This is a genomic window from Flavobacterium sp. XN-5 (assembly GCF_008033395.2).
GTDB lineage: Bacteria > Bacteroidota > Bacteroidia > Flavobacteriales > Flavobacteriaceae > Flavobacterium > Flavobacterium hiemivividum.
Genome location: NZ_VOGZ02000002.1, coordinates 276,228 through 288,982, shown reverse-complemented (window position 1 = coordinate 288,982; position 12,755 = coordinate 276,228). Strand labels below are relative to the sequence as shown.

The 12,755-nt window shown below is 33.5% G+C and carries 9 protein-coding genes; 3 read left to right on the top strand and 6 right to left on the bottom strand.

Going from position 1 to position 12,755, the window contains the following annotated elements:
- Positions 1–114 precede the first annotated feature (114 nt).
- The gene (locus tag FQU23_RS06560) at positions 115–1,797 is read right to left on the bottom strand and encodes a Na/Pi symporter (RefSeq protein WP_147673159.1); all 1,683 of its coding nucleotides are present in this window, start codon (positions 1,795–1,797) and stop codon (positions 115–117) included.
- Positions 1,798–2,104: 307 nt separating this feature from the next.
- On the opposite strand from FQU23_RS06560, the gene FQU23_RS06555 reads away from it, so the two are divergent.
- Positions 2,105–2,368, top strand: a complete 264-nt coding sequence (locus tag FQU23_RS06555) for a GlsB/YeaQ/YmgE family stress response membrane protein (protein ID WP_147673158.1) — start codon at positions 2,105–2,107, stop codon at positions 2,366–2,368.
- 462 nt (positions 2,369–2,830) lie between these two features.
- On the opposite strand, the gene FQU23_RS06550 is transcribed toward FQU23_RS06555, so the two are convergent.
- Together FQU23_RS06550 and FQU23_RS06545 are read right to left on the bottom strand one after the other, a co-directional pair.
- Positions 2,831–3,601, bottom strand: coding sequence for a patatin-like phospholipase family protein (locus FQU23_RS06550; RefSeq protein ID WP_147673157.1), 771 nt, complete (start codon positions 3,599–3,601; stop codon positions 2,831–2,833).
- A 148-nt stretch (positions 3,602–3,749) separates the two neighbouring features.
- Complete coding sequence (locus FQU23_RS06545) at positions 3,750–4,187, bottom strand: acyl-CoA thioesterase (RefSeq protein ID WP_147673156.1); 438 nt, start codon at positions 4,185–4,187, stop codon at positions 3,750–3,752.
- A gap of 326 nt (positions 4,188–4,513) precedes the next feature.
- On the opposite strand from FQU23_RS06545, the gene FQU23_RS06540 reads away from it, so the two are divergent.
- Both FQU23_RS06540 and FQU23_RS06535 read left to right on the top strand, forming a co-directional pair.
- Complete coding sequence (locus tag FQU23_RS06540) at positions 4,514–6,064, top strand: SDR family NAD(P)-dependent oxidoreductase (RefSeq protein WP_147673281.1); 1,551 nt, start codon at positions 4,514–4,516, stop codon at positions 6,062–6,064.
- A 396-nt stretch (positions 6,065–6,460) separates the two neighbouring features.
- Entirely contained in the window at positions 6,461–9,079 is a 2,619-nt protein-coding gene (locus FQU23_RS06535) for a TonB-dependent receptor (RefSeq protein ID WP_165425736.1), read from the top strand.
- A gap of 136 nt (positions 9,080–9,215) precedes the next feature.
- Here the strand turns inward: FQU23_RS06535 and FQU23_RS06530 are convergent, their stop codons facing one another.
- The 3 genes from FQU23_RS06530 to FQU23_RS06520 all read right to left on the bottom strand — a co-directional run bounded on the left by FQU23_RS06530 (position 9,216) and on the right by FQU23_RS06520 (position 12,701).
- On the bottom strand, positions 9,216–9,605 hold the full coding sequence (locus FQU23_RS06530; protein WP_147673155.1) for a DUF1398 domain-containing protein: 390 nt from the start codon (positions 9,603–9,605) through the stop codon (positions 9,216–9,218).
- Between the two features lie 159 nt (positions 9,606–9,764).
- The gene (locus FQU23_RS06525) at positions 9,765–11,357 is read right to left on the bottom strand and encodes a hypothetical protein (protein WP_147673154.1); all 1,593 of its coding nucleotides are present in this window, start codon (positions 11,355–11,357) and stop codon (positions 9,765–9,767) included.
- A gap of 606 nt (positions 11,358–11,963) precedes the next feature.
- A complete protein-coding gene (locus tag FQU23_RS06520; RefSeq protein WP_147673153.1) occupies positions 11,964–12,701 on the bottom strand; it encodes a hypothetical protein in 738 nt (245 codons plus the stop codon).
- Between the last annotated feature and the right edge of the window lie 54 nt (positions 12,702–12,755).

Genomic DNA, 12,755 nt, shown 5'->3' with positions numbered 1-12,755 from the left:
AGTAAGTTTATATTGCAAAATTATGGGATTTAGATAAAGCTAGATCTACTTTTCTTAGCATAATATTTGGTTATTGTCTAAAATGGTAGCATTAAAGCGGAGTTTTCTCTATGGTTAGGTTCTATATATAGGGATTTCATTAATTTCTTGCGCCTGTTTTTCTTTTAATAAATAATCTTTTATTGCCATTAGCATGGCTTTGTTAGACGTAAATAACTCTCTGTTAAAATTGATTACTGTGGTAATGTCAATTTTTTCTAATGAAGTGTTTTGTGCCTCGGCGTAGAAGTCGTTTAAAGCGGAACTATAATTTTCTTGTATTGTATTAAAAAATCCCTGCAGATTTTCAAAATTGGCTGGAACTTCCGCAGTAATTAGATTGTGAAACTCTTGGTATAAATCTTGCGTTTCCTGTTTGTTATGGGTAAAAAAATGGTACTTGATGTCCTTGGACGATTTTCGAAGATTATCAATGTTAGTTTCAATATCTTTCACGCTTTTTACCGAGTGTATCGCGCTTCGTACCGCAGAAATTAACTGGTTGAGATCAGAATATTGATCGGATTGTAGTTTTGACCTTAATTCTAAATAAAACACCTGAAGTTCTCCCTGTACCTGCTTTAGAAAATCATATTTTTGCTCTTTTGTTTTTATGAAGAACTTCTTTTTCTCATTGATACTTTCATAGTTAGGATTAGTACGAATGTAATGGGTATCAATTTTAAACAGTTCAAGATTGAAAAGCATGCAATTGTTAATAAAAAAGTGTGTTTCTCTTTTAAATAAATCGAAAGCAGTTAAGGGTTCTGCGATAGAGGCATGTCCAATAAATTCGGTTAAACTTCCATCTGTGTCTTTGAAAAATCCTTCCAAAAAACGAGTAAAATGATCTAATAGTGGTAAGAATAGTAGAACCGAAAATAGATTAATGATGGTCGAGAAAGTGACTAAACCTATGAGAGGATCTTTTACATTTAGTAAGTCAGTTATCAAGAATAGTAGAGGGTATAATAGTAGGAACGCAAATAGAGTGACAAAGACATTAAAAAGAAAATTCCCGAGCACAATTCTCTTTTTGGAAGCGCTGCCGCCTATCGCGCCAAGCATTACTTTAATAGTTGTCCCAGTTTGTGAGCCCAATATTATTGCGGCGGCAATAGGTAAACTGATAGCACCAACATGGATCGCACTAAGGGTAAGTGCCATGGTAACCGAGCTGGATTGAACCAATAAGGTGATAATAAAACCAATGAGTAAAAAGACAGCAAGATGCATCGACGCATATTGAGAAAAATCAAAAAGTTTTACCTGAGCTTCCATGGCGGTTTTCATGAAAGACAATCCTATAAAAAGCAACCCAAATCCGAAAAGGAAATAGGAGATATAGCGATAGTTTTTTCGATGACCAAAAAGGATAAGAATAAAGCCGCCTACGCAAACAACAGGATAAGAAACTACTTCTATGTCCATTTTAAACCCAAGAACAGCCACGACCCAGCTATCAAGAGTAGTACCCAAATTTGCTCCAAGAATAATAGCCATCGCATTTCGCATAGTAAAAACACCAGCGCCTACAAAGGCAAGCACCATGAATGAAACCATGGAGCTGCTCTGGAGAATTCCTGTCACTATCGCTCCGCCGGTAACCGCACCAATTCTGTTCTTAGTTATGCGTTGTAAAAAGAGTTTAAAAGTGCGTCCGGAAAGATTTTTTATTGATTCTTCCAGTAAGTACATGGCAAATAGAAAGAGGCCAACCCCTGCGCTGAGTTTGAGAATATGATAGAAGATATCCATAGCAGAAAATATACCTAAAGGTAAGAGGAAAATCTTTGATATGAAAACGAAAGGATAATTTGTAATTAGCGCTATTATCTGTATTCATAATTTTGTTTTGACAAGTGCTGTCTATGATTCAACATAATTATTAGGTAACATTCAAACTAATTACTACATAACACTGGTATTAGCTTAGTTGTATTTTGTTTAGTAAATTATTAACAAGAATATATTTTGTAAAAATTTCAAAAGAAAACTAATTTTTCATTAACTTTATATTTAAGTGTAAGTAAATCAGTTGTTTAATACTTTAAATTATTTAATTATGTCTGGAGAAACTTTTTTAATGTGGTTGCTTTTAGGAGTAGTTGCAGGATGGTTAGCAGGGCTGCTTATTAATGGTGGCGGTTTTGGAATTATCGGAAATATGGTTGTTGGTATTATTGGTAGCTTTCTAGGAGGTTGGATTGGCGGAAAACTCGGTATTTCAGATGCTGTGGTTGGCGGTTTTAGTTTTGCAAGTATTGCAACTGCTGTGCTTGGAGCTATAGTATTATTGTTTGTCGTTAGTTTAGTAAGAAGAGTATAGACGGCTTTAGAAATAGTTGTAGGTTCTCGAAGTCAATAGTTTTCTATTGGCTTTTGTTTTTAATTTTTACTGATTCCAATACATGACTATGATAAATACAATTATTGCAAAAATTCCAATTAAGGAACTGATAAAAAAATTATCAACCCATTTTTCAAGCTTGATTTCTTTTTTTAATTTTTGTGTTCAAATCGAAAAAAAGGACAAAATCGATGAAATAGTTAATAGCAATGCGACTATTTAGGTAAATTCATCAATTAGAATGTTTCTAGTGGCATCAGTCATATGAAGCGACTTAATTACAAAGAGACAAAAACCGAGTGGGTTAGCTGATGTATTTAGAATATGCTGAGAAGTTTTGTTTGCCAAAGTTGGTTGATTTTTAGAGAAAGTAGTTGCACTATTTAAGGAAGATAGAACAGTTAAATTTTATAAATAAAGGGTTTGTGATTTTCTAATACTCTACAATTGAAGGTCAAGTTCTTTAATTTGTTTTTCGAACGTGAGTGCATATTGATAGCCGTAGTCTAAAATTTCATCTGCTCTTTTTAAGTTAAAAAGGCTAAACTGACTCATGTTTGGCGGTTCAATGTATAAAGTACAGCTATCGATTTTACTCTGTACCGAGCTTTTCATGGCCAAATGAAAGCAGCGGTCAACAATATTATTCATGTGTACTTGATCTACCTCTTTCTTGATGGAGTTGACATAACTACCAATTATCACGTCGCATTGCCCAACTAAAGGTTCAATAGGAAAATTATTGAGTACGCCGCCGTCCACGTACAAAGTGTTATTGTAGTTTACAGGTTGGAACAACAAAGGCATACAAGAAGTCGCCATTAGGGATTGCGATAAATTTCCAGATGATAAGTAAACTAGTTCTCCCTTTAGAATATCGGTAGCGGTTATATACAATGGTATGTTGAGATCCTCAAAAGAATTAGTGGGAAAACTTTGTTCATAAATGTCATTGAATCCTTTCATGGCAAAAAAGCCTTGCCTCTTAATAAGAATGTTAGAGAAACTAAATATTTGCCCTTTTTTTAGAATACTGACAATCTCAGCGATAGAATAACCCGCAGCATAGAAAGCACCCGCAATTGCACCCGCACTAGTCCCTGAAATATGAGAGGGAACAACTCCAAATTCTTCCAACGCTTTTAAAACCCCTAGATGAGCAATTCCTCTAGCGCCACCTCCTGATAATACAATGCCAATTTTGCTTTTCATTTGCCTATATATTCTTCTGAACTAATATAAATAAAAAAGACTGATTACCAACAATAAACGTTGACAATCAGTCTTTTTGTGTTTTTTATAAAGATTCAATCGTTTGTTAATTTAGAATAGATTTTACAAACCTTGCATTAGCTATATATTACAGCGCAATAAAGTCGGCTGTTTTAGGAATTACATTCATTACTTCCATAGCAATTGCCGGAGTTGGATTAGCTATTTTTCTAAGTTTTGTATCCATCCACGCACCATCTACTGTTATTGTGGCGCACAATTGATCTTCGCCGTTTCTTAGCTCATGTACAATTGACCAGCGAGAAGCATCAGTTCTCATTTTAGAAATTTTAGTATGCATGAATATAGTATCTGCAAGTCCTATTTCTTTTCTAAAGATACACTCTTCTCTAAAAAGAATAGGGCCAAAAGAATTTTTTTGTAAAAATCTCATTGTCAAGCCAAGGCTTTCCAAAATTTCGATACGATGCTGCGCCCCAAAATCATAGTAAGCACTGTGTCTCACATGAAAGTTGGGATCTAAATCTGACCAACGAAAGGATAATTGTTTACTGAAAGATGTCATTATAATTTTTCTATTTAATTTTTTATTTTACAAAAGTTGGTTTTAACCACAGCCAAGTCGCGAGGTGTACCTGAAAATTGCGAGTGCAAAGATAAGAAAAAAAGGAGTTTTTATGAAAAATAGCAACTTTGTATTTGATGAACAATCTTTGTGAAGGAACAAAGAGAAAAGTTTCTTGTTGTCTAAATTTAGCTGTCGAAAACCAGTGGTATAAAGAGGCTAAATCTACTGTTTAGACTATCAGAAAAAAAGCGAGAACGACAATGATTTTAAAACTATATTTGCGCTTTGGTATTTTTGCCAAGACTGATCCCCCGTTTTTTATGATGACGAAAGATGAAATAATGCCTAAGACCGCAATAACTTCAGATGAAATTGATAGATGCATCGCTATATTGGCACAATTAAATTCGAATACCGACGAGATTTTCGATATTGAAAAAGATAAAAGAACGGCTTTGATTAAAGCGGCAGGAATGTTTTCGAGACCAGATCGCGACGAACTTTCCAGACGTAAAAAAGACGGAAGATTAGTAGCTAAACGCAAAAAAGAAAAGCAAGACAAAACCGCTCGTAAAGAAACGGGAATACGTCATGCTCGTGAAGCAAGTATATTTGTTGCGCCAAAACTATTGGCACATAATGATCTTGCTAACAAAGAGCAGTTAGAACTAGAAACACCTAGAAATTGCTATGTATGTAAAACGCCATTTACTAAAATGCATCACTTTTATGATACTATGTGTACAGATTGTGGAGATTTTAATTACGCCAAACGTTTCCAAACAGCAGATGTAAAGGGACAAATTGCAATTATAACGGGTTCTAGATTAAAAATTGGATATCATATTACACTAATGCTGCTTCGTGGTGGAGCAACCGTTATAGCCACTACTCGTTTCCCGGTGGATTCGGCTTTGCGTTTTTCTAAAGAAGAAGACTTTATGGAGTGGGGACACCGCTTGAAAATTCATGGATTAGATCTACGACATATTCCTAGCGTGGAGATTTTTTGCAATTTTATAGAACAAAAATACGAGCGTCTCGATATTCTTATCAATAATGCGGCACAAACCGTGAGACGACCAGCTGGATTTTATACTCATTTAATGGCTAATGAAGAACTGCCGATAAGTGACTTGCCAAAACAAGCGCAAAATTTATTATTAGACCATACTGATTGTTTACAGGAATTAAAAGTATTGACTTCTGGAGCTTCTTCTAATCAGAATATGCCGGTTACTTGGCACGGACCGGAACCTGGTATTGGTTTACGGGCTTCCGCCAAATTGTCTCAGATTCCATATAGTTTTGATAATACATTAGTAGCCAATGAAGTATTTCCAGAAGGGGAGTTGGATGCCGATTTACAGCAAGTAGATTTAAGAAAAACGAACAGCTGGCGATTGCGATTAGGACAAATCGAAACCACAGAAATGATTGAAGTACAACTTGTCAATTCAGTAGCGCCATTTGTATTATGCAATCGACTTTCGGAAATAATGAAGAAAGACAATACAGGAAAAAAGCACATCATAAATGTTTCGGCCATGGAAGGCAAGTTCCATCGCTTTTTTAAAGAAGCTCGTCACCCTCATACTAATATGGCCAAAGCGGCTTTGAATATGCTAACACACACCGCCGCAGGGGAATTGGCAAAAGACGGAATATTCATGAACGCTGTAGATACGGGTTGGGTAACTGACGAAGATCCTGCAGAACTTGCCAAAAAGAAACAAGAACTTGAAGATTTTCAGCCACCTCTCGATATTGTTGATGGCGCTGCACGAGTAATGGATCCTTTGTTTGACGGTATAAATACAGGAAAGCATTGGTGCGGAAAATTCTTAAAAGATTACAACCCGATACCCTGGTAATAAACTAAACTTCAATTTTTTCTTGAAATTACGGACACTTTATTGCGTGTCCGTAAACTTTTGTATATAAATATTTCAGCTAATTAAATACAAGCAAGAACTTGAAATATATTCTTAGTTTGGAATTCATTTTATAAAGTCCTCTTTAATTAAAAAACACCATAAGAATCAATTTACAAAACTTAATTTTTGTTTGATTCGACTATTTGTGTCTACGGAGTGTTTTAATGACTGTTTATGTATGTAATTAGTATTAATTATAAGGGTTTCCGATATAAATGGTTAATAGATAATTTCACTTTTATTTAAATAAAAAAGTGATTTTTTAAGGTTTATTTAACAAAAAAATAATAGATTTGGAATCAATAATGTTATTAAAAACCAAAAAGACTATTTATGAGATTTAACCATTTTTTTTTAGGAGTGTTATTTATGATAATAATGCCCACAGTGCTAAATGCCCAATCAATCAAAGGGATTGTATTGGATGAGAATGGACAAGCGTTGCCGTATGCTAATGTTGTTGATAAGGTAACTTCTACTGGAGTCACTACAGACGGTAACGGTAATTTTGAAATTAAGGTAAAAGGTTTTCCAGTTACATTAATCGCAAAGTATGTTGGATTTCAAAACAAAAGTATCGAGGTGACTAGTGATGGTGCTGCTATCACTTTTAAGTTAAGCCCTAATAACAGCCTAGATGAGGTTGTTGTAACGGGAAACAGATCAAAAGTGAGAAGTGTATTAAATTCAGCTGTACCAATCGATAAGTTGTATGCAGAAGATCTTAAATCAAGTGGGCAGGTAACATTTGATAAAATGTTAGCTTATAAAATTCCGTCATTTAACTCAAGTAGTCAAGCGGTTTCTGACGCGACTGCGCATTTTGACCCAGCAGATTTACGTGGTTTAGGCCCGAGTCGTACTTTGGTATTAGTAAACGGAAAAAGAAAAAATCAAAGTGCTTTAGTGTACATCAACGATACTCCAGGTAAAGGAGAAGTAGGAACAGATATGAAAAGTATTCCTTTTTCTGCTATCGAAAGAGTAGAAGTACTTCGTGATGGAGCTTCTTCTCAATATGGTTCAGACGCCATTGCAGGAGTAGTGAATATTATCTTGAAAAAACAAACTAATTTTACTGAAGTAAATCTTACATCGGGAGTAACTTCTGAAGGAGATGGTTTCAATTTTGGAGCAGATCTTAACTCAGGATTTAAAATTGCTGACAAAGGTTTTGTGAATTTTAATATTTCTTACTTAGACCAAAATAAAACGAACAGAGCAGGGAGACCTGGAAGAGACGGTTTATTTGAAGTTGAAGCAAACGATCCAACATGGGGAGATTGGTTAAGTAGAAATCCTGACTTAGGAATGAATATTGGGCAACCAGATTCTAAAATGGGAGCCTTTGTTGTTAATGCTGAATACCCACTTTCGGATAAAACGACATTGTATGCTTTTGGAGATATAAATATTAGAAAAGGAACAAGTTTTGCTTTGTACAGAGCACCTTACTGGGTTTCAGATCCGAATAATTTATTACATGAAGCGGGTACAACTTATAATGGTTTCCAACCTACATTTAATACGGATGTATTTGATAATCTTGGATCTATTGGAATAAAATCTAACATATTAGGTTTTAATGCTGATTTCAGTTTAACAGCAGGTTCTAATAAAGTGGATTATATAGTAGGAAATACATTGAATGTATCTTTGGGCGCAAACAGTCCTATAGAATTTGAAGTCGGTGGTTATACTTTTAGTCAATTAGTAGGAAATGCTGATTTTTCTAGAACTTTTGATAAGGTAACTTTCGGTTTTGGAACTGAATTAAGAAAAGAAAGATACGAAGCTAGAGCAGGTCAACCAGAATCTTATGCTGGAGGTGGTGCACAGTCATTCCCTGGAATTCAACCTTCGAATGCATTAAATGAAGATCGTAACAACTTTGGTATCTACACTACTTTAGATTACGATATGACAGAGGCTTTTTTAATAGGAGGATCTTTAAGATATGAGAAATATTCAGATTTTGGAGATAACTTTTCTTGGAAAGTAAACTCACGTTACAAGCTTAATGATGATGTTGCTATACGTGCATCTTATAGTACAGGATTTAGAGCTCCTGCTTTACACCAAATCTATTTGAGTAACATTCAAACATTAGTTTCTGGTGGTACAATTTCTAATCAAGGAACTTTTAACAATGTGGATCCAGCAGTGAGAGGACTTGGAGTTCCTCAATTGCACGCTGAAAAATCACAAAATCTTTCAAGTGGTGTTACTTTTAGATCAGGTGCTAATTTTTCTGCTTCGGTAGATTTCTACAATATTAAAGTGAAAGACCGTGTATTGTTTTCTGGAGAAGTAGGATTTGACGGCGATGATAATACAACAAACCCAGTTGAAAGAGTATTGCTTGATAATGATATTACAAGTATGAAGTTTTTTATCAATGCAGTTAATACAATAACAAATGGTGTTGATGTTGTTTTGAATTACAAAAACCTGGAAATCGGAACGGGTAAACTTGGACTTAGTTTAGCTTCTACATTTGCTAAAACTAAAATTGACGGACAAATTGCTACGCCATCGATTTTGAAAGCGAACGGATACGATATTTTTAACCGTAAAGAGCAAGGTAGAATCTTAAGTGCTAGACCTAATACAAAAGTTTTGTTAGGAGCTAATTATGATTTGAACAAAACAACGTTTATTTTTAATAATACTTATTTTGGAGAAGTGTCATGGCAACATGCTACTGATGTCTCAAAAGATCAAACTTTTGCAGGAAAAGTTATTACAGATTTAGGAGTTGCTTACAAATTTACATCTACACTTTCAGCTAATGTGATGGTAAATAATCTATTTAATGTGTATCCAGATCAATTGGATCCAAAAGGAGATGTTGCTACTGATTTAGGAGGTCGTTTTAAATACCCATGGGAAGTTAACCAATTTGGTTACAGCGGAACAACATTTACAGCGGGTGTAAACTTTAAGTTTTAAGAATCACTTAATAGACTATAAAAAAAAACGGGATTTATTCCCGTTTTTTTATGACTGTAATTTTCTTTTTTTTAATCTAAAATAGAATTGATTGAAGTCTCGTTATAAAAATGCTTAGTATATTAAAAACAGATAATTAAGTAGGTATTTTTTCGATGACGATGGCATCTCCAGCTGTATCATAGTATGTACACGTCATTTCGATAATATCAATACGCCAGTTAGCGATTCCAGATTGAGCTGCCTGTTGGCAAAAAGTAAAATAATCACTTTGCCCGCCTTGATGCATCACTAGAAACTCGATGAAACGTTCTTTATTAGCCATTGGCGCAATTCTAAGAAGGTTGTATTTTTTATCAGTACTTACAGCATACTCCTTGCTTCCATAATAAGAAACGCGTCCGTCATTGACATGAGTATCATATCCTTTTACACCTAAATTGATTAAGTCTTGAATATAAATTGGAAAATCACTTCCTGTTTGTACTTTATCGTGTGCTAGTTTAATTTGTTCTAGGGTAAACATTAGTTTCAGTTTTTAGTTTATAAGTTTGAAAATGGATTAATTATAGTCCGTTTTTAGTAATGAGTTCATCTATATTTTCGGTAATTCCAATAACTTATTGGGAATTTGAATCTATAATTTGTCGATTACACGATCTTTATAACTTTAGGATTATTATAACTATACTTTCAACTTGTTTTTATGATTTTTTATACGACTGTAACTGCTTTTAGTAGTCAAATAAGAATCAATTTGAAGTTTATGTTGTTCTATTTGGTATTTATTAAAATTATCCCATTTTGGAGCATAGCTTGTTTTTTGACCATACAAAGAATCAATACATACATTGTCGTCTTTATATTTGTCGTGTAAAACTTCTAAAACTTTAAAGAAAAACGCGTCGAGTAATACTATAGCGTCAAATTGAGCTTTAAGATTATCATAATTAGTGTCGGCGGGATTAAGTAATTGTAGTAAATCCAACAGCTCTTTCTTTTCGGTCTCATCAATTTCTGTTAAGTAACCGTATTTTAAAGTTTTATAAACTAAATTATTCCAAGCTACGCTATCATGTCCCCATTTAACATCAGGAAGGCTTAAAGAATGCTCACAGATTAAAACAATAGCATGCAGAACATCATTTAAATAATCTGCTGGAAACTCATCAAAGCTTCTAAATTCGAAACCACTTTGATACATTTTTTCCTGATTGAAATCAAGACCAACTTCTGGAAGTAATTGGTATTCCATTTCCAATTCTATTCGGTCTCTCCACCAGATGTTATCTTCTTTGTCAAAATTTAGTAGTTTTCTAAAATCATCGACCTTGTAAGTAAGAATTTTTCCTCTTGGCATTGCCTTATTGTAAGTTCCTACGCCAATATAACGAGACATGGCATTTCGCATAGATCCCATTGTGAAATTTTCATCCATGTCATAGGTGTCGCTGATCACTCCCATAATATCTGGACTTCCTAAAGTCGCTATAAAGAAAGGCTCAAACCATTGTAATAAATAAATCGCATTAGCATGTGTTTTATCGAAAGTATCGTAATCTACAATGCGGCTATTTTCTGTAAGAGTAGGTAAAGTAATATGAAAATGGTAAGTTCCATTATTAAACAAAACAAGGTTTTCTTGATTTGTCATAAACATATTAAGACCATTATTATAATCTGGAAAAGATAATTTTTCATTTAGAACACCTGACTCATTGATTTTATCGAGAAACAACTTTTTGGTTGCTTTTAACTCATTACAAGAGCCAACGATGGTTCTGTTTTCAAAATATTTTGTTACAAATTCGATAGAATCACCATCAAAATGCACAGATCCCATAGTTTTTTCTCTTTGGGTAATCATACTTTGAATATTATACGGCTGATTTTCTAGAAAAGTTTCCATGATAGATTTTCCAAGATATTCAGGATTGTCAATGGGCTCGGGTTTTGCTTCAGTAATTTCGTTGCTGGTCGCAATTGCAAGTACTGCCGGAATTGTTTTATGCTGGAAGTTAACATCAAGCTTTTCTAAGGAATGACTATTAATCATTCTACTTACTTTGTATTCTTTGTCTAAAGTGAAAGCGTTCTTCAATAAAGGAGCTAAGCTTTCTGGCTTATAGCATTTTCTATAATCAATACTATATTTCTCAAAACCAATTTTTTCTTGTATAAATTCACCAGATACTATTAAGGATTCTTCAAATTGCATGTAGGTTTCGTTTTCTAATCCAATTCCCCAGTAATATTTTGCTGTGTGATTTACTTTCATTTATACAAGTTGTTCTTTAATGTGTTAATTAATCTTTATAGTTATTCTTTTTGACTTTAAAACAAGATTTTTTAAGGTTTAAATCCTTTAAAAACAGTGGTTTATTCTGTTTTGTTTTTTTTGAATTCGCAATTATAAATCGATTTGTACTTTTAATTTACAAGAATTGATTCCAATTCTAAAATTTTAGTGTTTATACCCCTAAAACAACCGTTGAGAAAATAAAATTTTGTACTGTAATTGTAAAATATGTACTGTATGTAATTTATTTTATATCAATGATTTAAGCAGGAGGAAAGCCGAATTATAGTTTTTGCTATTCTTGTCATTTTCCAAAGTGCAAAAGTACTTAAAAATAATGTTATTTCCAACTAGATAATTGAATGAAAAATAACGAAAAAGTAAGAAGTTTTTATTTGAATGTTATTTAAAATGAAAAATCAATTTATTTAAAGATAAAATTGGTCAATATATTGATTTTAAAATAATTAAAACAAGGTAGCAAGTTGATTTTATTTTTGTTTTCGAACTGTTTTTTACTTAAAAAGTGTCATGTCTTTTAAGAGTAGCTAGGTATTGATTTTATCCAATTATTTATAAGCTTATTTAGTCATGATAGTAAAAAACAGAGGAAGAATAAAGTGCATTATTCCACCAATCTTTTCTAGCTTTTGAGAAGTAGTTGTAATTCAATTTTCCAGCTTGTGATTGCAAAGGATACACTACAACACCGTTTTCTCGATATGCTTTTTTTGCAGCTGTTTCTGGTACAACAGGAACGATATGTCCAGAGAGTCCTTTTTGTTTTCTTTTGGCGCAAATTATTCCTACACCTCCGTTAGTATTTACTTTGTTTTGCATTTCGTCAAGGTTATATATCCTTTTCCAGCCAAAACTTTCTCCCCATTTCAAAAACCAATCGTGGATCGCACTAGAATAAATTGTTTCTACAGTTTCACCATAAACGGCTTCTACGTTTTGCCCGTCAAGTATTTTTTTGATTGCATCGTCTGTCCACCAAACTGTAGGTAGATAAACTTTAGAGAAATAACAAAAATCAAATGAGTATACGTTGCAATAAGTATCTTCGACTGTTCTTTTATATCGAATGTTTGTAGTTACATCTAGTTTATCGATTAGGCGAGCGATACTTTCTCGTTTTGTTGCCGAGTTGGTTAGGTCTCTAAATGGAATACTAGAATCGCAAATAGGCGTGTACTTCATTAAGGTAGAGTCTAAACGGGAATTTATATGAGGTAAAAAACCGGCAATCTTTATTTTGCTATCACAACTTGAGTCAGTAACTATAGACTCAAAGATGTTAGTAGTGGTATCATTATTCATTTTGACTAATTTGATATATTATCTTATAATGCTCTAATCTGGACCGTATGTTAT

Excerpts from the sequence above, each read along its gene's own strand:
- FQU23_RS06560 (WP_147673159.1), bottom strand. The coding sequence starts at position 1,797 with ATGGATATCTTCTATCATATTCTCAAACTCAGCGCAGGGGTTGGCCTC.
- FQU23_RS06555 (WP_147673158.1), top strand. The coding sequence starts at position 2,105 with ATGTCTGGAGAAACTTTTTTAATGTGGTTGCTTTTAGGAGTAGTTGCA.
- FQU23_RS06550 (WP_147673157.1), bottom strand. The coding sequence starts at position 3,601 with ATGAAAAGCAAAATTGGCATTGTATTATCAGGAGGTGGCGCTAGAGGA.
- FQU23_RS06545 (WP_147673156.1), bottom strand. The coding sequence starts at position 4,187 with ATGACATCTTTCAGTAAACAATTATCCTTTCGTTGGTCAGATTTAGAT.
- FQU23_RS06540 (WP_147673281.1), top strand. The coding sequence starts at position 4,514 with ATGACGAAAGATGAAATAATGCCTAAGACCGCAATAACTTCAGATGAA.
- FQU23_RS06535 (WP_165425736.1), top strand. The coding sequence starts at position 6,461 with ATGAGATTTAACCATTTTTTTTTAGGAGTGTTATTTATGATAATAATG.
- FQU23_RS06530 (WP_147673155.1), bottom strand. The coding sequence starts at position 9,605 with ATGTTTACCCTAGAACAAATTAAACTAGCACACGATAAAGTACAAACA.
- FQU23_RS06525 (WP_147673154.1), bottom strand. The coding sequence starts at position 11,357 with ATGAAAGTAAATCACACAGCAAAATATTACTGGGGAATTGGATTAGAA.
- FQU23_RS06520 (WP_147673153.1), bottom strand. The coding sequence starts at position 12,701 with ATGAATAATGATACCACTACTAACATCTTTGAGTCTATAGTTACTGAC.